Source organism: Achromobacter sp. ES-001 (assembly GCF_019448355.1).
In the GTDB taxonomy this organism is placed as follows: domain Bacteria; phylum Pseudomonadota; class Gammaproteobacteria; order Burkholderiales; family Burkholderiaceae_B; genus Achromobacter; species Achromobacter spanius_B.
The window spans coordinates 1,929,454-1,952,952 of record NZ_CP079940.1 but is presented as its reverse complement, the minus strand read 5'-3'; the positions used below and the strand labels follow the sequence as shown (position 1 = coordinate 1,952,952).

17 protein-coding genes, 2 tRNA genes and 1 rRNA gene are annotated in these 23,499 nt (G+C 62.3%); 7 read left to right on the top strand and 13 right to left on the bottom strand.

The features are described 5' to 3' along the window. Positions 1-3: 3 nt before the first annotated feature. The 3 genes from KYT87_RS08740 to KYT87_RS08730 all read right to left on the bottom strand — a co-directional run bounded on the left by KYT87_RS08740 (position 4) and on the right by KYT87_RS08730 (position 1,841). Positions 4-79: transfer RNA gene (locus tag KYT87_RS08740), tRNA-Ala, on the bottom strand. A gap of 22 nt (positions 80-101) precedes the next feature. After that, positions 102-178: transfer RNA gene (locus tag KYT87_RS08735), tRNA-Ile, on the bottom strand. 132 nt (positions 179-310) lie between these two features. Continuing rightward, positions 311-1,841, bottom strand: a 16S ribosomal RNA gene (locus KYT87_RS08730). Positions 1,842-2,146: 305 nt separating this feature from the next. On the opposite strand from KYT87_RS08730, the gene KYT87_RS08725 reads away from it, so the two are divergent. From KYT87_RS08725 to KYT87_RS08715, 3 genes are all read left to right on the top strand, one after another. Then, complete coding sequence (locus KYT87_RS08725; protein ID WP_219992018.1) at positions 2,147-2,392, top strand: hypothetical protein; 246 nt, start codon at positions 2,147-2,149, stop codon at positions 2,390-2,392. 488 nt (positions 2,393-2,880) lie between these two features. Next, positions 2,881-4,362: a ribonuclease G gene (gene rng / locus KYT87_RS08720; protein ID WP_219992017.1), complete on the top strand. Its 1,482-nt coding sequence runs from the start codon at positions 2,881-2,883 to the stop codon at positions 4,360-4,362. A gap of 196 nt (positions 4,363-4,558) precedes the next feature. Beyond that, positions 4,559-5,260: a DUF3053 domain-containing protein gene (locus tag KYT87_RS08715; protein ID WP_046807765.1), complete on the top strand. Its 702-nt coding sequence runs from the start codon at positions 4,559-4,561 to the stop codon at positions 5,258-5,260. A gap of 11 nt (positions 5,261-5,271) precedes the next feature. Here the strand turns inward: KYT87_RS08715 and KYT87_RS08710 are convergent, their stop codons facing one another. The 3 genes from KYT87_RS08710 to msbA all read right to left on the bottom strand — a co-directional run bounded on the left by KYT87_RS08710 (position 5,272) and on the right by msbA (position 11,040). After that, positions 5,272-6,738: a sensor domain-containing diguanylate cyclase gene (locus tag KYT87_RS08710; RefSeq protein ID WP_219992016.1), complete on the bottom strand. Its 1,467-nt coding sequence runs from the start codon at positions 6,736-6,738 to the stop codon at positions 5,272-5,274. A 493-nt stretch (positions 6,739-7,231) separates the two neighbouring features. Then, positions 7,232-9,040, bottom strand: coding sequence for a monovalent cation:proton antiporter-2 (CPA2) family protein (locus KYT87_RS08705; RefSeq protein ID WP_046807763.1), 1,809 nt, complete (start codon positions 9,038-9,040; stop codon positions 7,232-7,234). 224 nt (positions 9,041-9,264) lie between these two features. Further along, positions 9,265-11,040 carry a lipid A export permease/ATP-binding protein MsbA gene (msbA, locus tag KYT87_RS08700; RefSeq protein WP_046807762.1) on the bottom strand — a complete coding sequence of 592 codons (1,776 nt, stop codon included), beginning with the start codon at positions 11,038-11,040 and terminating at the stop codon, positions 9,265-9,267. A gap of 107 nt (positions 11,041-11,147) precedes the next feature. On the opposite strand from msbA, the gene KYT87_RS08695 reads away from it, so the two are divergent. The 3 genes from KYT87_RS08695 to KYT87_RS08685 are packed head-to-tail and all read left to right on the top strand — an operon-like array spanning position 11,148 to position 13,178. Further along, complete coding sequence (locus KYT87_RS08695; RefSeq protein ID WP_046807761.1) at positions 11,148-12,119, top strand: glycosyltransferase family 9 protein; 972 nt, start codon at positions 11,148-11,150, stop codon at positions 12,117-12,119. Positions 12,120-12,135: 16 nt separating this feature from the next. Continuing rightward, positions 12,136-12,900 carry a YdcF family protein gene (locus KYT87_RS08690; RefSeq protein ID WP_046807760.1) on the top strand — a complete coding sequence of 255 codons (765 nt, stop codon included), beginning with the start codon at positions 12,136-12,138 and terminating at the stop codon, positions 12,898-12,900. Further along, positions 12,897-13,178: a YkgJ family cysteine cluster protein gene (locus tag KYT87_RS08685; RefSeq protein WP_370638755.1), complete on the top strand. Its 282-nt coding sequence runs from the start codon at positions 12,897-12,899 to the stop codon at positions 13,176-13,178. The genes KYT87_RS08690 and KYT87_RS08685 overlap by 4 nt, the downstream gene beginning before the upstream one ends. Before the next feature lie 77 nt (positions 13,179-13,255). Here the strand turns inward: KYT87_RS08685 and KYT87_RS08680 are convergent, their stop codons facing one another. The 7 genes from KYT87_RS08680 to dnaE are packed head-to-tail and all read right to left on the bottom strand — an operon-like array spanning position 13,256 to position 22,426. Further along, a complete protein-coding gene (locus tag KYT87_RS08680) occupies positions 13,256-14,410 on the bottom strand; it encodes a glycosyltransferase family 4 protein (RefSeq protein WP_219992014.1) in 1,155 nt (384 codons plus the stop codon). After that, positions 14,385-15,110, bottom strand: a complete 726-nt coding sequence (locus KYT87_RS08675; RefSeq protein ID WP_143215596.1) for a polysaccharide deacetylase family protein — start codon at positions 15,108-15,110, stop codon at positions 14,385-14,387. The genes KYT87_RS08680 and KYT87_RS08675 overlap by 26 nt, the downstream gene beginning before the upstream one ends. Before the next feature lie 9 nt (positions 15,111-15,119). Beyond that, positions 15,120-16,244, bottom strand: a complete 1,125-nt coding sequence (locus tag KYT87_RS08670) for a glycosyltransferase family 4 protein (protein WP_219992013.1) — start codon at positions 16,242-16,244, stop codon at positions 15,120-15,122. After that, positions 16,241-16,993 carry a glycosyltransferase family 2 protein gene (locus KYT87_RS08665; RefSeq protein WP_046807755.1) on the bottom strand — a complete coding sequence of 251 codons (753 nt, stop codon included), beginning with the start codon at positions 16,991-16,993 and terminating at the stop codon, positions 16,241-16,243. The genes KYT87_RS08670 and KYT87_RS08665 overlap by 4 nt, the downstream gene beginning before the upstream one ends. Further along, positions 16,990-17,838: a polysaccharide deacetylase family protein gene (locus KYT87_RS08660; protein ID WP_219992012.1), complete on the bottom strand. Its 849-nt coding sequence runs from the start codon at positions 17,836-17,838 to the stop codon at positions 16,990-16,992. Before KYT87_RS08660 ends, KYT87_RS08665 begins: the two co-directional genes overlap by 4 nt. Beyond that, positions 17,835-18,935, bottom strand: a complete 1,101-nt coding sequence (locus tag KYT87_RS08655) for a glycosyltransferase family 4 protein (protein ID WP_046807753.1) — start codon at positions 18,933-18,935, stop codon at positions 17,835-17,837. Before KYT87_RS08655 ends, KYT87_RS08660 begins: the two co-directional genes overlap by 4 nt. Continuing rightward, positions 18,935-22,426, bottom strand: coding sequence for a DNA polymerase III subunit alpha (gene dnaE / locus KYT87_RS08650; RefSeq protein ID WP_104143301.1), 3,492 nt, complete (start codon positions 22,424-22,426; stop codon positions 18,935-18,937). Before dnaE ends, KYT87_RS08655 begins: the two co-directional genes overlap by 1 nt. Before the next feature lie 161 nt (positions 22,427-22,587). Here dnaE and lpxO point away from each other — a divergent pair, with 161 nt between their 5' ends. Beyond that, positions 22,588-23,487 (top strand): lipid A hydroxylase LpxO, encoded by a 900-nt coding sequence (gene lpxO, locus KYT87_RS08645; protein ID WP_046807751.1) that lies wholly within the window; start codon positions 22,588-22,590, stop codon positions 23,485-23,487. Positions 23,488-23,499 lie beyond the last annotated feature (12 nt).

Here is a 23,499-nt window from a genome sequence, read left to right as displayed (position 1 = left end):
CAATGGTGGAGGTGAACGGGATCGAACCGATGACATCCTGCTTGCAAAGCAGGCGCTCTCCCAGCTGAGCTACACCCCCATATCCTGCATGGCAGAATACTTGGTGGGTCTGGTTGGATTCGAACCAACGACCCCCGCCTTATCAAGACGGTGCTCTAACCAACTGAGCTACAGACCCAAAACCTTCTCGGATCAGTAGTCAGGTAGCTGAAGACCCAGGGAAGATTCCCTCGACCCAAGCCTACAACTGATCCCAGCTATATCAAACAACCGATAAGAGTGGACGCTTAACACGAGCACTTAAGCTCTGAAAGGAGGTGATCCAGCCGCACCTTCCGATACGGCTACCTTGTTACGACTTCACCCCAGTCATGAATCCTACCGTGGTAATCGCCCCCCTTACGGTTAGGCTAACTACTTCTGGTAAAACCCACTCCCATGGTGTGACGGGCGGTGTGTACAAGACCCGGGAACGTATTCACCGCGACATGCTGATCCGCGATTACTAGCGATTCCGACTTCACGCAGTCGAGTTGCAGACTGCGATCCGGACTACGATCGGGTTTCTGGGATTGGCTCCCCCTCGCGGGTTGGCGACCCTCTGTCCCGACCATTGTATGACGTGTGAAGCCCTACCCATAAGGGCCATGAGGACTTGACGTCATCCCCACCTTCCTCCGGTTTGTCACCGGCAGTCTCATTAGAGTGCCCTTTCGTAGCAACTAATGACAAGGGTTGCGCTCGTTGCGGGACTTAACCCAACATCTCACGACACGAGCTGACGACAGCCATGCAGCACCTGTGTTCCGGTTCTCTTGCGAGCACTTCCAAATCTCTTCGGAATTCCAGACATGTCAAGGGTAGGTAAGGTTTTTCGCGTTGCATCGAATTAATCCACATCATCCACCGCTTGTGCGGGTCCCCGTCAATTCCTTTGAGTTTTAATCTTGCGACCGTACTCCCCAGGCGGTCAACTTCACGCGTTAGCTGCGCTACCAAGGCCCGAAGGCCCCAACAGCTAGTTGACATCGTTTAGGGCGTGGACTACCAGGGTATCTAATCCTGTTTGCTCCCCACGCTTTCGTGCATGAGCGTCAGTGTTATCCCAGGAGGCTGCCTTCGCCATCGGTGTTCCTCCGCATATCTACGCATTTCACTGCTACACGCGGAATTCCACCTCCCTCTGACACACTCTAGCTCGGTAGTTAAAAATGCAGTTCCAAAGTTAAGCTCTGGGATTTCACATCTTTCTTTCCGAACCGCCTGCGCACGCTTTACGCCCAGTAATTCCGATTAACGCTTGCACCCTACGTATTACCGCGGCTGCTGGCACGTAGTTAGCCGGTGCTTATTCTGCAGGTACCGTCAGTTTCACGGGGTATTAGCCCATGACGTTTCTTTCCTGCCAAAAGTGCTTTACAACCCGAAGGCCTTCATCGCACACGCGGGATGGCTGGATCAGGGTTTCCCCCATTGTCCAAAATTCCCCACTGCTGCCTCCCGTAGGAGTCTGGGCCGTGTCTCAGTCCCAGTGTGGCTGGTCGTCCTCTCAAACCAGCTACGGATCGTCGCCTTGGTGAGCCGTTACCCCACCAACTAGCTAATCCGATATCGGCCGCTCTAATAGTGCAAGGTCTTGCGATCCCCTGCTTTCCCCCGTAGGGCGTATGCGGTATTAGCTACGCTTTCGCGTAGTTATCCCCCGCTACTAGGCACGTTCCGATACATTACTCACCCGTTCGCCACTCGCCACCAGACCGAAGTCCGTGCTGCCGTTCGACTTGCATGTGTAAGGCATCCCGCTAGCGTTCAATCTGAGCCAGGATCAAACTCTTCAGTTTAATCTCTGTATTTGTTTCGTATTCTTGGTCCGAATAAATCCGAACCAGGTCATACGTCGCTACTCAAAGGAAGTGAGGTATGTTCTTAAACTTGACGTCTAAGGTACTTCACTTCTAGTGAGCACTTGATTTCATTGTGCTTGTGAAGCAAGCCAAGGTTTAACCCCAGACTTAAATCACAGTGCATCGCATCAAGCGCCCACACTTATCGGTTGTTTAATTGTTAAAGAGCGGTACTGCAAATTCGGTACTACAAACTACTTACTGCTACCTGCTGATCCTGCCAGCGCTGCGCGGCTTCCGCCTTGCGTCGCTTGCTGTTTTCAGCAGCAGAGAGGCGAGATTATGAAGAAGTTTTTATCGCTTGTCAAGTCAGCTTCGTTCGCTTTCGCGCCACCGCTTTCTTGCCTGCGACCTCTTCAGGTCTGCTCTCTTTAGCAGCTATCGAAACATCAGAACCACCCATTCGGGTAAACCCTAAGTTTTCGGCAACTGCCAAGCCTGAAACTATAACACGACTTTTGCAGATTATGCAACTGGCTCTTGCCTAATTTGCATCCTATCTTGCAACCCCGCCACCGGCTTTCGCTAGGGCGACTCTGGAACCATACGTCGGTTACTACTCAGGTGGCTTGCGATTTCGATCCGGGTAAACCCTTACTCGTCATCACCAGCCAAGCCCAAGACTATAGCACGATTTTTGCAGATTGTGCAACTGGCTTTTGCCTGATTTGCACCATTCCTTGCAATCCCACCTGACTGCCATCGCTGGCTACTTGGCGGCAGGCCGGAGCCCGTCGTACTGCTTGGCTTCGCGGTTCAAAAATGTCTGAACTGCGAAGGAGCGAGACTATAGCACAGGTTTTTGGGCGGGCCGCCCGGGCTGGCAAGAAAGTTGTGTAAATCTAAATACGCATGAAGTGGGCATCGCAACCGGTGATGCCGCCCTCTATATAGATAGTTGGCGCCCGGGCTTGCCTAGGCGTAGGGTACGTTTACTATTCGCTGTACGCCGCACCTACTTGGAGACGAGCACGCTATGCCCCCCGCCATCGCCCAGCGCGAAGATATTCTGATCAATGTGACCCCGTTTGAAACCCGCGTTGCGCTGGTGGAACAAGGGTCAGTGCAGGAACTGCATGTGGAACGCAGCATCCAGCGTGGCCATGTCGGCAATATCTACCTTGGGCGTGTGGTTCGTGTGTTGCCGGGCATGCAAAGCGCGTTTATCGATATTGGCCTGGAGCGCGCCGCCTTTATTCATATTGCCGACCTACGTGAGAACCGCGGCGAACGTAGCCAGGGTTTGACGCCCACGCCCATCGAAAAGCTGCTCTTTGAGGGACAGACCATCATGGTTCAGGTGGTCAAGGACCCGCTGGGGACCAAGGGCGCGCGTCTGTCGACCCAGATCAGCATGGCGGGACGGATGCTGGTTTATCTGCCCCATGATCCCCATATCGGGATTTCGCAGAAGATCGATGCCGAATCCGAGCGCATTCAGCTGCGTGAGCGGTTGCAGGCGCTGATGCCGGCGGATGAGAAAGGCGGCTTTATCGTGCGGACGCAGGCCGAAGGCGCTAATGATGAAGAACTAACCGCCGACCTGGAATATTTGCGCAAGCTCTGGAGCAGCGTCCAGGCTGCCGCTAGAACCCAGCCCGCCCCCGCGCTTTTGCATCAAGACCTGACGCTGGCGCAACGCGTATTGCGAGACATGGTGGGGCCGACGATTGGCGCCATTCTGGTGGATTCGCGCACGACCAGCGCGGCGATGCTGGAATGGGCACGGGTCTACACCCCGTCGGTTGTCGACCGCATTCAACATTACAGCGGCGACCGCCCCTTGTTCGATACCGCCAACGTCGACGACGAGATCACGCGTGCGCTGTCTCGCAGGGTGGATCTGAAATCGGGCGGGTATTTGATCATCGACCAGACCGAAGCACTGACGACGGTGGACGTGAATACCGGCGGGTTCGTAGGCGGCCGCAACTTTGACGACACCATATTCAAGACCAACCTGGAGGCGGCCCAGGCAATCGCGCGCCAACTGCGGCTGCGTAACCTGGGCGGCATTGTCATCCTGGACTTCATCGACATGGAAGAGCAGGAACACCGCGACACGGTGCTGGCCGAACTCAAAAAAGCCTTGTCGCGCGACCGCACGCGCATGACGGTTAATGGCTTCACGCAACTGGGGCTGGTGGAAATGACGCGAAAGCGCACGCGGGATTCGCTCGCGCATCAGCTTTGCGAGCCCTGCCCCATGTGCGAATCGCGCGGCAATGTCCGCACGCCGCGTACCGTCTGCTACGAGATTCTGCGTGAAATCCTGCGCGAGGCCCGGCAGTTCAATCCCAAGGAGTTTCGGATCTTGGCGTCGCAAGACGTCGTGGATTTGTTTTTGGAAGAAGAAAGCCAGCATCTGGCGATGCTCGGCGATTTCGTCGGCAAACGGGTATCCCTGGAAGTCGAGAGCACCTATACGCAGGAAAAATACGACATCATTCTCGTTTAATCTCGCCTGACACGCGCGTATAGCAAAAACCCATCTGACTTTCACATCAATCTTCGCAAATTATGTGACGTAACGATTCGATTGAAATGAAGTTTGAAACGGATGGCGGCGGGTAGCTTCAGCCGATAAGCTCGCGGGCGCTTTGACAGGGTTTACCCTGCCAAGCGCCCTTTTTCATGCTTTCGGAGGTTATTCAATGAAGTCCCTATTCCGTCCGTTCTTGCTGCTGGTTGCGGCACTGCCGCTGGTGCTGGCCGCTTGCGGCGACAAGGAGCCCGAGCAGCGTGCCGCGTTCATTCAGTACCTGCAAACTCGCATCGTGGACAAGCCCGGCGTGCGCGTGCCCAAGCTGACGGATGAGGAACAGAAGTCGTTCGGCGACTACGCTGCCCATTACGCCGTGATCACCGATTTCAACGCCGGCATGGACGCGTCCGTAAAGCCGTTGTCGGGAATCATCCAAAAAGGCGCCCTGCGTTCGTTGAACGATATCGTGACGCGCCGCGAGGATATGAAAGCCGCGCAACAGTCCTTGAGCGATATGGGCGTTGCACTGAAAGATCAGCAGACCAAGGCGGACGCGGCGCACGCGCAACTTAAACAGCCGGCGGACTTGAAGACGGTTTACGACAAGGCCTATGAAAAGACCGTGAGCCTGCCCGCCGACACGTTCCGCGACGTGCTGCCGCAATTGAATGCCACCTTCGACAGCGGCTTGAAAATCGCCGACTACGTCGAGGCGCACAAAGCGCAGATCGAGATCTCCGGTCCGATCGTCAAGGTGAACGACCCGGCGGTGCAAACCGAGTTGAACCAGCTGCTGCAAAACCTGAATGAACAGGCCAAGAACCTGCAACAGGCGCATACCCGCATGCAGGCGTTGATGCTGGGCCGATAAGTCAGGGACCATCAAGCCGAGGCGATTCGATTGCGCCCGGCTTTTTTTGCGCGATACACGGCGGCGTCGGCGGCCTCAAGCAACGTCGATGCGGGCTCTGCATCGGTAGGTCTGGCAGTTGCCACACCGATGCTGACCGTGACGATGCCGCCCACATTGTCTTCATGCGGAATACCAAATTCCGCAATCGCTCCCCGTATGGATTCGGCAATGGCCGTCGCGTCGCCGCGATCGGTATCGGGCAGCAGCAGCACGAACTCTTCGCCACCATAGCGCGCCGCCAGGTCGCGAGGCCGCCGGGCTTTACTCTCGAGGGCCAGCGCCAGCCGTTTCAACAGCTCGTCGCCCTCTTGATGGCCGTAGCGATCGTTGTAGCGCTTGAAGTGATCCGCATCCAGAAAAAGCAGCGAGATCGGCGTGCCATTGCGGCGGGCCGATGCCCACTCGCGTTCAAGCGTTTCGTCAAACGTGCGCCGGTTGGCGATGCCGGTCAGGCCATCCGTCTGTGCGCGCTCTCGCAATTGCTGTTCGAATGCCTGACGCCACCGCATTTCACGACGGAACAACACAATCTGGGCCATCACCGAGAAAAACAATGCCAGGGTAACGGGCACGATCAACGCCGCGCGCCGTTCCCAACGCGCCAGGATGTCGTCCACGGATAGCGCCACGTCGATCACCAGCGGCGTCTTGTCGATGGTGTCGAAGGTGTAAAGACGGTTCACGCCATCAGGCGCCCAGTCGCCCACGAAAGTGCTTTCACGCCGGATCAGGAATTGCTGGAATGCCAGCAGCCCGACCCCGCTACCCGCAACGTCCGCAACGGAATAAGGATTACGCACCAGCACCACGCCGTCGTTGCGAAATATCGTGATGGCGTCGTTGTGGCCGATGGATAGCTCTGCGAATCGATCGCGGAAATACGCCATCCGCAATGAACCGGCAACGACTCCGGCGAAACTGCCATCCGCGTTCACCAGGCGACGGCTGATCGCGATGCTTTCATCGCCCTGTCGCAGGCGGCTGATATAAGGGCGGCTGACGTACAAGCCCACATCGTGCGCATCGCGGTGCACGCGAAAGTAGTCGCGGTCGGCAAAATTCAACGGCGGGGGATTAATCGAGGTGGAGTCATAACGGATGTTTCCGTCGCGATCCAGCACCACGATGGCGCCCAGGTATTCGGCGGTGGACGACCGGTCAAACAGAAAGCGCTGTAGCGTAGGACGGCTGACGTCCCTGATACCGGGCTCGCCCAGCCGTTCTACGACGCCTTGCAGGGATAAATCGTAGATTTGAAGCGTGCGGCCAATATCAGCGGCAAGCACCCCGGTGATGTTACGTGCCGACTTGTGCGCGGTAGCCCAGGTGGCCTGACGGTCGATCCACAGCAACGCCACTGCCGCCATGCAGATGCCGATGGCCACCAGTCCGGCCAACGCGTACAAGGCGCGGTGCACAAAACTGCGAGACTTCAAACCGGCGCTCCTTGGCGATGCGTGCGGGTGTCGTGGCTGACGTCCTTGTGATATTCAGCAGGATAATGCCGCCGCCTGGCGCGGCGCGCAAGGCGGCAAACCCGAGCAACGCTCCGGGCGCCGTACGCCCGGCCTTAGCCGTCAAGAAACCGCCGCCGCGCCGATTCGGAACGGAAACGCGCCCGCGCCCCGGACCCGGTCCGTCTCGCGGTGTGCGCTGATCGCCCACGCAGGCGCAGCGCTGCCCCCTGGCGTGAGCAGCCGACGCATCGCGTCAGCCGAAAATCCGCATTGCAACGCCAAAGCCTGGCGTCGGGCAAGCTCAACCCCTACAGCGTGCGGTGTCAAAAAACCCCGGTCCGAATGCAGCATGGCAGCCCCCTGGCAAATGCTCTTCGTAAGTGAAGAGTCAGTGCTGATAAATCTACCGCAGCCGGGCACCGCCGCGCGTGAAATGAACCGAAAAGTTGTGCAACGATGGCGATATACAGCGTTACGCCAGGGGATTGGTAGCCGCCTCGGCGGCTTCTCGGTCCGGCTTGTCGTTTCGCCCGTCGGCAGGCCCGGTCATATTGCCGTACAGCAACGACCGGCCCGCGAACAGGCCGCCCGCCACTTCCAGGTCGAAGCGTTCGGTATCGCGCCGGCGCACGTCCTGCACCACCTCGGCGGCCTCGTCCGCCGGCACCCCGATGGCGCGCAATGCGGCTTCGCCGAATACCAGCGCCGATTCCAGCGTTTCGCGCACCTGGTAGTCGACCCCTTCCTTGGCGAGGGCCAGGGAATGAATGCGGTCATACGCCCGGACCACCACGCGCACCAAGGGGAATTCGGACTTGATCAGCTTGACCATGTGATTCACGGCCTGCGGGTTGTCGATACAAATCAGGATCGCGCAGGCGTTTTCAGCGCCAGCCGTACGCAACATGTCGATGCGGGTACCGTCGCCGTAGTACACCTTCACGCCCCACTTCGCTGCCGCGCGGATGGCGTCGGTGTCCGTATCCAGAATCGACACTTTCAGGTCGCGCGCCAGCATCGCCTGGGTGACGATCTGGCCGAAACGGCCAAAACCCACGATCAGTGCGCAGCCGTCCAGGTCTTGCGCAACATCCACTCCGTCCATCGAAGGAACCGGCGCGGGCAGCAGCCACCGCAACGACAGCACACATAATGGGGTCAGAGCCATGGAAATAATGACGACTGCGGTCAGCACCGCACCGGTATGCGCGTCGAAAATGCCGGCAGCCGCAGCCGCCCCATAAAGCACGAACGCGAATTCGCCACCCTGCGCCAGCAACGCCGCCCGCGTCACCGCCTCTGCGTGCGAGGCGCGCAGTAAGCGGGCCACCACGTAGACGCCCAGCGATTTCACGACCATGAACGCGACGACAGCCGCCAGGATCAGCGGCCATTCGCGCACCACGGCCGACAGGTCCAGCGACATGCCGACGCCCAGAAAGAAGAGGCCCAGCAATATGCCCCGGAAGGGTTCGACTTCGGCCTCCAGCTGGTGTCGAAACGTGGATTCGGACAACAGAACCCCGGCAAGGAACGCGCCCATCGCCATCGACAAGCCGCCAAGTTCCATCAGCAAGGCGGCGCCCAGCACGACGAGCAGGGCCGCGGCGGTCATGACTTCGCGGGCGTGGGCGGCGGCCAACAGCCGGAACAACGGGTTCAGCAACCAGCGCCCGGCCGCCAGCAGCGCCAGGATGCAACCCAGGGCTATCGCGGTCTGCGTCCAGGGGTTGCCGTGATCCGCTGTCGCGCCGCTGGGCGCCAGCAAGGCCACCAAGGCCAGCAGGGGCACGATGGCCAGATCCTCCAGCAGCAAAATGGAGACGATGCGCTGGCCCTGCGCGCTGGTGCTTTCGTCGCGCTCGCCCAAGATCTGCATCACGATTGCCGTGGACGACAGCACGAACCCCATCGCGGCCATGAAGGCGGCCGCGCCCGACAGGCCCGCCAGCAAGCCCACCACCGTCAGCAGCCCGCCGCAGGCCAGGACCTGGGCCACGCCCAGCCCGAAGATTTCACCCCGCAGCTTCCACAGGCGCGAAGGCTGCATTTCCAGCCCGATGATGAACAGGAACATGACAACGCCCAGTTCCGCCACGTGCAGGATGGACTTGGGGTCGGAAAAGAAACCGATGCCGAAGGGACCGATTGCCAAGCCGGCCGCCAGGTAGCCCAACACGGAACCCAGCCCCAGGCGCTTGAAGATCGGTACGGCGACGACCGCCGCGCCCAGCAGGACGACGACGTTCACAAGTTGATTGCCTTCGATAGGCGAAGCCATAAGGCGCTCCTGGTTATACGATGGGCCCGCCATGCAAGGCAGGGCCCGGCCACAGCAGAGGGGCTTGCGCCATTTTCCGGCTATCCGTCGGATTGGCAATCAGAAACTACGGGGCTTGGGCGGTGGACGGGGCGGCGCCAAGAAGCGCCCACGCCGTGCCCCGGGCGGCACAAAAAAAACCGCCGCGCTGGTTGCGCGGCGGCTCGGGCCGATAAGGGTCGCGTTCAGTCGTCGCGAAATTGCATCTTGTACAGCGACGCGTACAGGCCATTGGCGGCCAGCAGCTCGGCGTGGGGACCCTCTTCGACAATTTTTCCGGCATCCAGCACGATGATTCGGTCGGCGTTCTGAACCGTGGACAGCCGATGCGCAATGACCAGCGTGGTGCGGCCCTTCATCAGGCGTTCCAGCGAGGCCTGCACCTGGCGTTCGGATTCGTTGTCCAGCGCCGAGGTGGCTTCGTCCAGGATCAAAATGGGCGCGTTCTTGATCAGCGCACGCGCAATGGCCAGGCGTTGGCGCTGGCCTCCGGACAGGCGGGCGGCATTCTCGCCGACCTGCGTGTTGATGCCCTGCGGCAGCCCTTCCACGAATTCCAGCAGGTTGGCGGCCGCCAGGGCGTCGCGCACTTTTTGCTCGCTGGACTTGCCCAGCGCGCCGTAACCGACGTTGGCCGCGATGGTGTCGTCAAACAGCACGACATCCTGGCTGACCAGCGACAGATGCGAACGCAGGCTGCGCAGCGTCAGCTCGTTGATGGGGGTGTCATCCACCAAAATCGACCCGGAGTCGGCCAGCACAAAGCGCGGCAGCATGTTGACCAGCGTGGTCTTGCCGCTGCCCGAACGGCCCACCAGCGCGACCGTCTGGCCCGGTTCCACCACGAAGGAAATGTCGTGGACCGTATCGCGGTCGGCATCGGGAAAGCGATGTTTGACATGGCGAAATTCCACCTTGCCGCGCACCGGTTCGGGCAGTTCCTTGGTGCCGGTGTCGATCTCGGGCGTCTGGTCGATCAGCGTGAACACGCTTTCGGCGGACACCAGCATTTTTTGCATGCGGGCGGCCACGTTGGTCAGGCGCTTGATGGGGTCGAAGATCTGCGCCAGCGCCGCCATGAACGACGCAAAACTGCCCACCGTCAGCGAGCCGCTGTTGGCCTGGCTGAGCGCCACGGCAATGACCGCGCCCACCGAAATCGAAATGCAGACCTGGGTCAGGGGCGTCAGCGCGGCGTCCGCCGTGGCGGTGCGCATGGCAAATCGGCGCAGGCGGCGGCTGACGAAATCGAAGCGACCGCGTTCGACTTCATAGCCATCGAACAGCTTGATGACGCGCTGGCCGTCGATGCCTTCACCGACCACCCGGGTCAGTTCGGCGTTCATGTTGACCGTATCGCGGTTGATGCGGCGCAGGCGCTTGATGAAAAAGCGCGAGATCAGCACCGACACCGGCAACATGATCAGGATGATCAGCGTCAGCACCCACGACATGTACAGCAGGACGCAGATCAGCGCGATGACCACCAGCGTTTCGCGCACCAGCACCGTGATGACATCGGTGGCATAGCCGGTGACGTTGCCCGCGTCGATGGTGAAGCGGTTCAGCAGGCGCCCGGTGTCGCCGCGCTTGAAGTCGGCGTCGGGCAGGCCCAGCAGGCGCTCGAACATGTCGCGGCGCATGCCCAGCAGCACGTTGTTGGCCACCCAGGCCAGCAGGTAGTCGCTGAAGAAGTTGCAGATGCCGCGCAGCAGGATCAGGCCCACCACCGCCAACGGCAGTGCCCAGACATAATAGGGTTTGTTGCCGGAAAAGCCGCCGTCCAGCAAGGGCTTCATAATGACGGCCAGAACCGGTTGGGTCGCGGCCGCGCCGGCCATCAGCAGGACGGCCAGCAACAAGCCCTTCCAGTAGGAACCCACCCGGCTGTAGATCCGGCTCCAGAGTTCAGCCTTGACGGGGGTGGAGTCCGCGGGTGTGTTGCGTGCGGGAGAATTCAAAGGGAACACTCGCTTTTATACAATTGTGCCCAGGATTGTACTGGCTACGCGCCGCCGCGCTGAGCGGCCCTACCCCTAATAAGACTAATTTGCCTTCCCACCCATCCATGTCCGATATCAGCTGTTTATACGTGCGCCTGCCAAATTGGGTGGGCGACGTCTGCATGAGCCTGCCCAGCTTGCGCGCGTTGCAGGCCAGTGGCCTGCCCCTGGTGATCTGCGCGCGGCCATGGGCCCGCGACCTGCTCGATGGCGTGCCGAAGAAGGATTTTGTTCCCATGCGCGGCAAGGTCGGCCCGGACCGGGCCGCCGTCAGCGCCCACCGCCGCTCGCTGGGCGCCATGGGCCGCCGCGCGCGGGGCCTGCTGCTGCCCGATTCGCTATCCAGCGCCCTGGTGTTCCGGCTGGCCGGCCTGCCGTGCGCCGGCTACCGCGACGATGGCCGCAGCTTTCTGCTGCGTTGGCCGGTGAACAAGCCGGATGAATCTTTGCACGCGGTGCAATCCTGGCACCACCTGACCCGCCAGGCCTTGTCGCTGTGGGGCCTGCCCAGCGGCCCGGCGCAGCCCGGCCCCACGCTGGACCTGCCGCTGACCCCGTCGCACCAGCAGGCCGCCGACCAGGCCATGCAGGCTGCGGGGCTGAGCGCGCAGCGTTTTGTCCTGATTGCTCCCACTGCCACCGGCCTGCACAAGGGCAAGATCAAGGTCTGGCCGGGATTCGATACACTGACGCGCGCCTTACAGGCGCAAGGCCATACCGTGGTAATGTGCCCCCCTCCGGCCGAAACGGACGAGGCACGGCGCAACGCCCCAACGGCGCAATTGCTGCCCGCCTTGCCGCTGGGCGCGTTCGCCGCGTTGACGGCGCGCGCGGCGCTGGTGATCTGCAACGACTCCGGGGTCTCCCACGTTGCCGCCGCCGCGTCCGCCCGGGAACTTGCGCTGTTTGGCGTGACCCGGCCGGGCCGAACCGGTCCGTGGTCGCCTCGGGCGGTATGCGTCGGGTCGGAGCATGCATGGCCGACCGTCGACGAAGTAGAACAGCAGGCAATGTCCCTGCTGGGCGGGACGATGTAATCAGGATTGTTTTGACATGACCTTTTCCAGCTACCTTACGAATCTGATCATTCCCTACAACTTGTGCGTGACGCTGGTCATCATCGGTCTGGCGCTGGGATGGTTCCGGCTGCGCAAGACCGGCGCGGCCATCATCGCCGCGGGCTTGCTGTGGGCGCTGGCCTGGTCCCTGCCCGCGACCTCGCTGTGGCTGGGCGGCGCGCTTGAAAACCGATATCCGCACTTGCCCCCGGCGGACTCCCCCACCGCCGACGCCATCGTCGTGCTGGGCGGCAATACCGCCAATGGACGCGCCAACTGGTTCCTGCCCTATGACAAAGACACCGCCGTCGTGCGCGTGGACACGGCCGCCCAGCTGTATCTGGCCGGACGCGCGCCCAAGGTCGTATTGTCCGGTGGCGCGCTGGAAGGCGACGTCAGCGAAGCGCGCGGCATGGCGCATGCCATCCGTCAGCAAGGGGTACCGGAATCGGCGTTGATCCTGGAAAACAGCAGCCGCACCACCTACGAAAATGCGGCCTTGACCGAAGACGCGCTGAAATCGCGCGGCATCGCCAAGGTGCTGCTGGTGACGTCCGCGCTGCACATGCCGCGCGCCATGGCGGCGTTTTCCAAGCAAGGCGTGGAAGCCATCGCCGCGCCCGCGCCGCCGCAAATCGTGGCTCCGGCCGACGGTTCGCTGTCGCCGTGGCTGCCCGACCAGCGCACTTTCGACGCCAGCCGTTCCATCATCAAGGAATACGCCGGCCTGTTCGTCTATTGGCTGCGCGGATGGGTATGAGCCTGACGGCTTCCAACCTGGATTGCCGGGCGGGCTGCGGCGCATGCTGCATCGCCCCGTCTATCACTCGGCCGATTCCCGGCATGCCCCAGGGCAAGCCGGCCGGCGTGCCCTGTATTCAGTTGCTGCCGGACATGCGCTGCGCGATTTTCGGCCAGCCATCCCGCCCCGATTTCTGTGGTGGGCTGCAACCCCAGCAAGAGATGTGCGGCCCGGACCGCGAGCACGCGGTGCGATGGCTGGCGGACCTGGAACGCGCCACCGCGCCCGGCCATTGACCGTCAACGGCCAGCGGTCAATCGCCGGCCGTCAATCGCCGGCCGTCAATCGCCAACTATCGAACGCATCCCCTGCTTCAAGCCTGTTGCCGCGCTTCAAGCACCTTTTCATATAGCGCCTCGTAGCGCGCAGCCACGGTTTCCCAGCTTTGGTCACGCGCGATCGCCAGGCCGCGCTCGGTCAACGCCGCACGCAGATCCGGTTCCGAACCCAGCCGTTCCAGCGCCTGGGCAAGCTGTGCGCCGTCGCGCGGGTCTTGCAGGATCAGCGCGTCTTTACCCGCGGACAGGTATTGCGCAAACCCGCAGTAAGCCGGCGAGCTCACCACCACGGGCAAACCGTGCGACATGGCTTCCAACGGCGCCATGCCGTAGCTGTCGTTCAGGGTGGGATGCGCATAGATGTCCGCCGCGCTGAAATACTGCGCGACTTCTGGCGTGGGGTCGATCAACGTTACGCGGTGGGCAATGCCGCCCGCTGCGCGCACGCGGTCGCGGGTCGCGTCATCGGCGCCCACCACCAGCAGCTTGTATTGCGCCGGCAGTTGCGCCAGCGCGTCCAGCAGCGCCGGCAGGCCCTTGCGTAGCGGGTTTCTTGCCACCAGCAGGCAGCCGATGGTGTCGGCATCCCAGCCCAGACGGGCGCGGGTCGCTTCACGGCGAAACGCCAGATCAGGCGATGGCAGCTTGACGCCCGGCGCGATGATGTCCACCTTCAGCTGTGGGCCATAACTGCGGTGCAGCTGGTCCATGATCAGCCCGGACACGGCCACCACATGACGCGTGGGCGACTGGCGCACGCGCAGCTTCTCCAGCAGCAGATAGGTGGCCAGGCGCGGGCTGAGCCACGCGCGGAACCCCTGCACCGGGTTGACTCGCGCCACGCGGTTATAACGCACCGGCGTCACGTGCATGACCTGGATTTCGCCTGCCCAGCCGTTCATGTGTGAATGCACGATGTCGAACCGGCCGCGCGTCAGCCGATCGGCGCGCCAGGCAAAATACAGCACCCGCATCCAACTGGGCAGCCACCCGGGAAACCGCACGGGCAGAAACTCGAACGGCAGATCGCTATCAAAATCGCGCGCAACGACGGACACGTCGTGACGCTCGCCCAGCACCCGCATCAGCTCCACGCCGTAAGCCTCGGCGCCACCGAAGCGGTTACCGAAACGGTCCACCAGCAGCGCGATGCGAAGCCGCCGCTCAACGGCGCCGGCGGGTGTCTTCATACCGGGTCAGGCACTTCTGCAGGAAACGGATGATGTTGGTGGAACGCGCCACCGTCACACGCGGCAAGCCGAAGGGATCATCCGAGGCCGCGGCCAGGCCGCGTTGGGTCAGCGTGGCGTTGTCGTAGCCGGCCTCGCGGGCCATGGCGCGATGCTCGGGGCCGTGGTCGCCATAGGGGTAGCAAAACGCGGTAACCGGCGCGCCCAGCGCTTGTTCCAGTTCATCCTTGGATTCCACGATCTGGCGGCGCGCCTCGTCGGGCGCAAGCTCGGGCAGATGCACATGGTCCAGCGTGTGCGAGCCCACTTCGTTGCCGGCCTGCGCCCATTCGCGCATTTCGTTCACGGTCATCAGGGCCGAAAAAGGAATGCCTTTTTGCAAGTCCCAGACGTTGCCGCCGTCGAATTGGCGCGCAACAAAATAGTTGGTGGCGGTAAAGCCCAGCTCGCTCAAGATCGGCATCGCGTTGTGATGCACGTTGCGGTAGCCGTCGTCGAAGGTAATGCCGAATACCTTGCCTTGCCGTTCACCGCGCACATAGGGCATCACGTCGCGCATCGACAAGCCGCGATAACCCAGCCGACGCATCCAGCGCATCTGGCGGGCGAAGCTGTCGGGGTGCACCGTGAGCCCACGAAACGGCGTGCCCTTGGGATTGGGCTCGCCGATCTGGTGGTACATGAGAATGGGAATAGACATAGGACCGGATTATAGAGCCCGACGTCCATCCAGCGTACGCTGGTAGACGTCCACTGTGGCCGCCGCGAAACGTTGCAGATTGAAGTCGCGCAAGCTGGTTTCGCGCGCCCGCGCGCCCATCTCGCGCACCGTGTCCGGATGGTCCAGCATGAAACGCAGTTTGGCAGTCATGGCGGGCACGTCGCGCACCGGCACGATCCAGCCGTCGACGCCGTCAGTCACGTTTTCCGGCAGGCCACCGGCATCGCTCACCAGCGCGGGCAGGCCCAGCGCCATGATTTCGCGGCAGGCGAAAGACAGGGCTTCGCGATACGACAAGACAAAGCCAGCGTGGCAAGACGCCAGCGACGCGCGCACGTCGTCCAGCAGGCCCGGAAAGCGCACTTGATCGATCATGCCCAGCTCGCGCACCCGAGCCAGCTTGGCCTCGTTGGGCGGGTCGCCCGCCACCATCAGCAGCACGCGCGCTTTGTCTTCGGGCGGCAACGCGGCCACGGCGGCCACCAGGTCCAGCCAGCCCTTATCGTAGTCAGTGCCGCCGGCGCTACCCAGCAGCAGCTTGCCCTGCCAGTCTTCCCCGAAGATCAGCGCACGCAGCTTGTCCAGGCTTTCGGGCGGTGGCGGCGCGAAGAAGTCAGTGTCAACGCCGTGGCGTATCGTGGTGATGGGGCGCTTGCTGTAGGGCGAGCGCTGCATCAGTCCATGCACGTAATCGCTGACGGCGATGCCGTGGTCCGTGGCCAGCGCCACGCGCAACTTGTGGCCAAAGCTGGAAAGCGGGTGGTCATTGTGCTTGGTAAACACGATGCGAGGCCGGCGTGCCATGCCCAGCGTCGCCAGCATGACCTGCTTGTGATCGGCCGAACCGTTGGCGTGAATGATGTCGAAACGCCCGGTCTTGATCAGGCGGCGCAACTTTGCGCGGTCCTTGAACCAGGACGACGGGCGCGTCGTGTACAGCATGTCCACCACCGTCACGCCGGGAATCGCGCGGGCGTAGCGATACAGCCGGCTGGTGGGCGGCGCCGCCACGGTGATGTCGTGGTCGCGCGCCAACGCCTTCGCCAGATTGATGATGTAGGTGACGTGCCCCCCGCCGTTGTTCGCGTGGAAGTTCGTGTACAGGATCTTCACTTTTGCTTCTCGGCCAGGAACATCAGCTTGGAATAGCGAAAGAAGCTGCCCGCCGCGGCCGTCACCGCCAGCACCAGGCCGTGCCGGCCATCCAGGAAACCGCGCCGGATCAGGTAGATGCGCACGAACGTCCAGAAGCCGTGGCCCAGCGCGCCGAACACCGACGTGCGGCGCCCCTTGGCGTACATCATGGCGGCGGCATCCGACGAATAGCGATTGACCTTGTTGATCAGCGCGTCCAGGTTGTCGTAGGGATAGTGGTTGAAATAGCCCTGCAATTTCAAGGGTTGGCCATTGGCCGGCACCACCCGTTCGTGCACGGCGGCATCGGTGAAGCGCGCCGTGCCGCGTTTGAACAGGCGCAGCACGTAATCCGGCCACCAGCCGCTATGTCGAATGTCCTTGCCGCAAAAATTGGACAGACGGGCAATCTCGTACGCATCGGCGCGCGGGTTGGCCAGCACGTCCTGAATCTCGCGGGCCAGTTCGGGCGTCACGCGTTCATCGGCGTCGATCGATAAGACCCAGTCACCCGTGGCCAGGTCCAGCGCGCGGTTTTTCTGCGGGCCGAAGCCGGGCCAATCCGCCGTGACTTCGACGCGCGCGCCCAGCGCCTGCGCCAGCTCGACGGTGCCGTCGGTGCTGCCCGAGTCCACCACGATGAATTCGTCGGCAAAGGACACGGACTTCAGGCAGGCGGCGATGTTGGCCGCTTCGTTCTTGGTGATGATGATGACTGATAGCTTCATCCGCGATTCCTAAGACGCTTTTTCCAGGCCTTCCAGGCGTGGTAACGCGGGCCCCAAAAAGGGTCGCGCGACAACCAGATGCGCCGGTTTAGCCAGCTTCCGCCCTGATTGCGCACGGCGAAGCGATAGATGTGTTCGGGGTCCGCGCCGGGCGTGTTCTGCCCGAAAGGGTCGGTGGTGTACAGGTGCGCAAAACCCGCCTGGCGCGCGGCGGCGACGTAGTCGGCGTCAAAATAGCCTTGCGGCCAGCACAAGTGGCTGCTGACCGAGCCCAGACGCTGCACCAGCGTCTGGCGGGAATCGTGCAGCTCGCGGGCGATGTGCTCGCGCTTGGCGTCCACATCGTTGCCGCAGACCTTGTCCCAGCGCGTGTGCGTATGCGTGTGCGAATGGAATTCGAACGTGCCCGCCGCTTGCATCGCTTCTATTTCGCTCCAGCGCAGCATGGCGTCGTCCGTCTGCCCGGCCGCCACCCATTGCTTGCAGGTGTCGTGGTCGGGCGTGGCCGGCAGCACGCCGCCCTGACCGGCGTGCGCGCGCACAGGGCCGTCGCCGATCCAACCCGTGATGGTGAACAGCACGGCGCGCATGCCGTGGCGCGCCAGAACCGGATGCGCGTGTACCCAGTTGTTCAGATAGCCGTCGTCGAAGGTGATCAGCACCGAGCGCTCAGGCGCCGGCTGCCCCGCCAGGTAGGCGGCAAACTGCGCGGCCGTCAGCGATTGATAACCCGCGCGCGCCAGGCGCGACACCTGCGCTTCAAACACGTCGGGCGTCGCCGCGATCATGCCGCCCGCGGGGGTGACATGGTGGTACATCAGCACGGGGACGTTGGGCGCGTTCATGCGGCGCGTTCCGCCAACCATTTCAGGTAGACGGCTTCGGTGGTTTCGGCCAGGCGCACGGGCGAAAACACGGCTTCTTCCCAGACCATCTTGCGGCCGGCGTCGCCCATCTGGCGGCGCAGGGCCGGGTCATCGATCAGGCGCTGCAAGGCGTCGACCAGGGCTTGCGGGTTCTTGGGCGGGACCAGGATGCCGGTTTCGCCATTGCGGAACATTTCGGATACGCCGCCTACATCGGTGCCCACCACCGGCAGGCCGCTGGCCTGGGCTTCGACGTAGACGGTGCCCGAGGCCTCTTGCTGCGTAGCCAGCGCGAACACGTCGAACCCGGCCAGCAGATTGGGCACGTCGCGCCGCATGCCCATCAGGTGGATGCGGTGTTGCAAGCCCAGCTTGGCGACGTATTCCTGCGTTTGCTCAAACACCGGCGAGCCGCCCCCCACAAACACCAGGTGCAGCTTGGGCCGGCTTTGCATCAGCGGCGCCATCGCGTCGATGAGGTCCTTGTGGCCCTTGGTGGCGCGCATGACCGCCACGCAGCCCACGATCACGTCGTCATCGGACAAGCCCAGTTCGTCACGCAACGTGGACCGTTCGACAGGGGCCGGCAGCACGATGGGCGAATAGACGGTGGCGATCTTGTTGGCGGGCACGCCGCGCTGAATCAGGTATTTGCGCACGTGGTCGCTCACGGTCGTCACGCGATGCGGCAGCCACGTGTAGGACCACATCGAACCGACCTTGTTCGACAGGTGCCGCGTGCGCACGATCAGCGGCGTACCGACCAGCCGGCCGGCCATTGCCGCAATGACGGTATCGCGCCGGCTGTGCGTATTGAGCACGTCGAACCGCCCCTCGCGCAGGATACGGCGCACGGCCGCCACGCCCTTGAAGTAATTCACCGGCCCGTCCATATCGACTTTATGCACGGTAAAACCGGCATCCGTCAGACGTTCGACCAGCATTGCCCGCGATTGGACGATGGCTTCAACATGGTGACCACGCGCGCGCATGGCCGTCATTTCTTTGAAGATTCGCCCTTCCTGGCCACCGAAACTGGTAGCCGCTTCCGAATGCACGATACGCAGGCTTCGCATCAATAGGTCACCTCAACTCCATCGGGTTTGGTCCAGGCGTTCAGGTTTTCAAGTAGCGTGTCGGCCATGCGGACGCGCCATTCTTCGCCCAGCCGCACTGTGCATAGAAAATTGTTCTTGGTATAGACGATATCGACGGGCACGCCCGGGATACCGTTTTCCGGTTCGGCGCGGAACGGGTTCAGCATCTGGCGCAAACGCGCCGCGTCCGCCGTACCGTTCAGCTTGACCCGCAGCGATTTGGCGCGTGCTTCGCGGGCCAGTTGCAAGTCGTACAGTTGTTCGGCAACGATGCGCATGCCGCCTGAGTAATCGTCGTTGCTGACCTTGCCTTGCACGATGACCAACTGGTCTTCGCGCAAGCGGTTGCGATGCTTCTCGTAGAGCTCGTTGAACACCGAGATCTCGACCTGCGCGGTGCCGTCATCCAGCACGGCAAACACCATCTTGCCGCGCCGCGTCATCATGACCCGCACGCTGGCCAGCACGCCGCACATCCATTGCAGGTCGCGCTGCGGTTCCACCCGCGCCAGCTGCATCGGCACGATGCGGCGCACTTCGTCGCGCCAGGCGTCAAACAGGTGGCCGCTGTAGTAGTAGCCCAGCGCGGATTTTTCTTCCGTCAGCTTCTTGTGCAGGTCCCACGGCGCGACCTTGGCCAGTTCGCCCGCGACCACGTCGCTGCTGTCGTCGCCGAACAGCGATGCCTGGTTGGCGCTGCGGGCGGCCTGTTCGGCCGCTTCCATCGCCGTAGGCACCGAGGCCAGCATCGCCGCGCGGTTCGGTTCGATGGTGTCGAACGCGCCGGCCTTGATCAGCGCTTCGATAGTGCGGCGGTTGACGGCCTGCTTGCCCACACGGCGGCAGAAATCGAACAGGTTCAGGAACGGGCCGCCTTCCTTGCGCGCGCGCAGGATGTCTTCGACGGCGCCCTGCCCCGTGCCCTTGACGGCGCCCAGGCCGTAGCGCATGGTGCGCGGCGGCTTGCCTTTTTCGGTGTACTTGTCCTTGACGGGTTCGAAGCGGTAGCCCGAAAAATTGACATCGGGCGGCAGCACTTCAACGCCGTTGTCCTGGGCGTCGCGGCAGAAAATCTGGACCTTGTCCGTGTCGTCCATATCGGACGACATGGTGGCGGCCAAAAACTCCGTCGGGTGATAAGCCTTGAGCCACGCGGTCTGGTACGAGATCAGTGCATAGGCTGCCGAGTGCGACTTGTTAAAGCCGTATCCCGCAAACTTTTCCATCAGGTCGAACAGCTTGACGGCCAGGTCCGGGTCGTGGCCCTTTTCCTTGGCGCCTTGCTCGAACAATTCGCGGTGCTTGGCCATTTCCTCGGGCTTTTTCTTGCCCATGGCGCGGCGCAGCAGGTCGGCGCCGCCCAGCGAATAGCCGCCGATGATCTGCGAGATCAGCATCACCTGTTCTTGGTAGACGATGACCCCGTAGGTGCTTTTCAGCGTGCCTTCCAGATCGTTGTGGAAGTAGTCCACCGCGGCACGGCCGTGCTTGCGGTTGACGAAGTCGTCCACCATGCCCGATTCCAGCGGCCCCGGACGATACAGGGCCAGCATGGCGATGATGTCTTCGAACGTGTTCGGCCGCAGCTTCTTCAGCAGCTCTTTCATGCCGCGCGATTCCAGCTGGAACACGGCGGTGGTGTTGGCGTCGCACAGGATCTTGTAGGCGGCCGGGTCGTCCAGTTCCAGCGCCATGACGTCGAAGTCGCGCTTGTCCTCGTTGAACTGGCGCACGTAGCGCACCGCCCAATCCAGGATGGTCAGGTTGCGCAGGCCCAGAAAGTCGAACTTGACCAGGCCGGCGGCTTCGACGTCGTCTTTATCGAACTGCGAGACGGCACTGTTTTCCTGCCCCGGCTGGCAATACAGCGGGCAGAAATCCGTGAGCTTGCCCGGCGCGATCAACACGCCGCCCGCGTGCATGCCGATGTTGCGGGTCAGGCCTTCCAGCGGCTTGGCCAGATCGACCAGCGCGCGCACTTCCTCTTCCTGTTCGTAGCGGTCCTTGAAGGCCGGTTCGTCCTTCAGGGTGCGTTCCAGGGACCACGGATCCATCGGGTTGAACGGGATCAGTTTGGACAGCCCGTCGCAGAACATATAGGGCATGTCCAGCACGCGGCCGGCGTCGCGCACCACGGCCTTGGCGCCCAGCGTACCGAACGTGGCGATCTGGCTGACGGCGGCGCGGCCGTATTTTTCCTTGACGTAGTCAATGACGCGTTCGCGGTTGTCCTGGCAGAAGTCGATATCAAAGTCGGGCATGGAGACCCGCTCGGGATTCAGGAAGCGCTCGAACAGCAAGTCATAGCGAATGGGGTCCAGGTCGGTGATGCCCAGCGCGTAGGCCACCAACGAACCCGCGCCCGAGCCCCGGCCGGGTCCGACGGGCACGCCGTTGTTCTTGCCCCAGTTGATGAAGTCTTGAACGATCAGGAAGTAGCCCGGAAACCCCATCTGGATGATGGTCTTGCATTCCCAGCGCAGGCGCTCGTAGTACTGCTCGCGCTTGGCTTCGCGTTCGGCTTCGTCGGGAAACAGGAACGCCATGCGCTTTTCCAGGCCCTCTTCCGACAACTGGACCAGGTAGTCGTCCAGCGTCACGCCGTCGGGCGTGGGGAAGTTGGGCAGGCGCGGCTTGCCCAGCACCAGGCTCAGGTTGCAGCGCTTGGCGATTTCAACCGTGTTGGCCAGCGCCGAGGGCACGTCGGCAAAGCGCCGCGCCATTTCTTCCGAACTGAGCAAATATTGCTCTTTGGTGAACCGGCGCACGCGGCGCGGGTTGGCCAGGATTTCGCCTTCGGCGATGCAGACGCGGGCCTCGTGCGCCTGGAATTCATATTCGTCCAGGAATTGCACCGGGTGGGTGGCCACCACGGGCAGCCCGGCTTCGCCCGCCAGGCGCATGGCGGCCTGCGTGTAGGCTTCGTCGCCGTCCATGCCCGCGCGCTGCAATTCAATGTAGTAGCTGCCCGGAAACAGGTGCGCCCACTGGCGCGCCAGCGCCAGCGCCGACACGGCGTTGCCGGCGTCCAGCGCCTGGCCCACGTCGCCCATGCGGCCGCCCGACAGCGCGATCAGGCCCTGCTGGCCTTGCAGCCATTCGCGGCGGATTTCGGCACGCCCCTTGCCCTGGTTCGTCAGAAACGCCTTGGACAGCAGCTCGCAAAGATTCAGGTAACCCTGATGGTTGCGCACCAGCAACAACAGCCGGAATGGCTTGCCCGGGTCATCGTCATTGCTTAACCAGACGTCACAGCCGGCGATGGGTTTGACCCCCGCGCCGCGCGCGCCTTTATAGAACTTGATCAGGCCAAAAAGGTTGGACAGATCGGTCAGCGCCACGGCGGGCTGGCCCAGCTTGGCCACGCGCTTGATCAGGTCGGGGATGCGCACAATACCGTCCACCACCGAGAACTCGGAGTGGACGCGCAGGTGCACAAAAGGGGTCGGGTTTGTTACGGCTTCGGACATAGCGGGAATTGTACCCAGGGATCACGGTCCAAGCCCTTGCGTCCGGAATTTTGAGCGTGGCGCCGCATGGAAACTGAAGGGACCCGTCAGGCGAACCTCAGGAAGCTTGTGTAACAATACGAGGTCGATCTGACCTATCTGCCGCAGGACGACGTTCAAGTATGAAATGGTTAATCCCCGGGATCTGGCTCGCCGCCATCCTGTTCGCCCACTTCCGAGGCCGAGTCAAACTGCCGCTGGGCCGGCAGTTGCTTGACCACTCGGTGCTGCTCGCCCCCGTCAATGCCTTCATGGTGCTGGCCTCGCGCGTGCCTCCCACCCCGTACCTCACGACCAGCGAAATTGCCGAGCTGAAGGTGCTGGACGACAACTGGGAGACGATACGCGACGAAGCCGTGCAAATGGCGGAAATGCAGCGCATCCGGGCCGCGGACGCCCATAACGACATCGGCTTCAATTCTTTCTTCAAATACGGCTGGAAGCGGTTCTACCTGAAGTGGTATGACGCCCGCCACCCGTCCGCCGAAGAGCTCTGCCCCAAAACCGTTGCCATCCTGAAAACGCTGCCCAAGGTCAAGGCCGCCATGTTCGCCGAGCTGCCCCCGGGCGGCCAGTTGAACCCGCATCGCGATCCGTTCGCCGGCTCGCTGCGCTATCACCTGGGCCTGGTCACCCCGAACGATGACCGCTGCCACATCATCGTCGACGGCGAATCCTATAGCTGGCGCGACGGCGAAAGCGTCGTGTTCGACGAAACCTACGTGCACGAAGCCTACAACCACTCGGAACAAAACCGCATCATTCTGTTCTGCGACGTCGAACGGCCGCTGAAATGGCGCTGGGCCGAAGCATTCAACCGCTGGTTCGGGCGCGTGGTGATGTCGGCGGCCAGCTCGCCCAACGACGGCGGCGACCAAACCGGCGCCATCAACCGGCTGACGCATGCGCACTGGGTCATCGACCAAAAGCGCAAGGCGTTCAAGAACTGGAACCGCACGGTCTACAAGGCCACCAAGTACGGCTTGATTGCGCTGGTGATCGTGGGCTTTATCGCCCTGTAAGGCCAGACGCTA

Coding starts and splice junctions, on each gene's coding strand:
- KYT87_RS08690 (WP_046807760.1), top strand. CDS start 12,136: ATGACCTTTTCCAGCTACCTTACGAATCTGATCATTCCCTACAACTTG.
- KYT87_RS08715 (WP_046807765.1), top strand. CDS start 4,559: ATGAAGTCCCTATTCCGTCCGTTCTTGCTGCTGGTTGCGGCACTGCCG.
- KYT87_RS08685 (WP_370638755.1), top strand. CDS start 12,897: ATGAGCCTGACGGCTTCCAACCTGGATTGCCGGGCGGGCTGCGGCGCA.
- dnaE (WP_104143301.1), bottom strand. CDS start 22,426: ATGTCCGAAGCCGTAACAAACCCGACCCCTTTTGTGCACCTGCGCGTC.
- lpxO (WP_046807751.1), top strand. CDS start 22,588: ATGAAATGGTTAATCCCCGGGATCTGGCTCGCCGCCATCCTGTTCGCC.
- KYT87_RS08675 (WP_143215596.1), bottom strand. CDS start 15,110: ATGTCTATTCCCATTCTCATGTACCACCAGATCGGCGAGCCCAATCCC.
- KYT87_RS08660 (WP_219992012.1), bottom strand. CDS start 17,838: ATGAACGCGCCCAACGTCCCCGTGCTGATGTACCACCATGTCACCCCC.
- KYT87_RS08655 (WP_046807753.1), bottom strand. CDS start 18,935: ATGCGAAGCCTGCGTATCGTGCATTCGGAAGCGGCTACCAGTTTCGGT.
- KYT87_RS08695 (WP_046807761.1), top strand. CDS start 11,148: ATGTCCGATATCAGCTGTTTATACGTGCGCCTGCCAAATTGGGTGGGC.
- KYT87_RS08705 (WP_046807763.1), bottom strand. CDS start 9,040: ATGGCTTCGCCTATCGAAGGCAATCAACTTGTGAACGTCGTCGTCCTG.
- KYT87_RS08665 (WP_046807755.1), bottom strand. CDS start 16,993: ATGAAGCTATCAGTCATCATCATCACCAAGAACGAAGCGGCCAACATC.
- rng (WP_219992017.1), top strand. CDS start 2,881: ATGCCCCCCGCCATCGCCCAGCGCGAAGATATTCTGATCAATGTGACC.
- KYT87_RS08680 (WP_219992014.1), bottom strand. CDS start 14,410: ATGAAGACACCCGCCGGCGCCGTTGAGCGGCGGCTTCGCATCGCGCTG.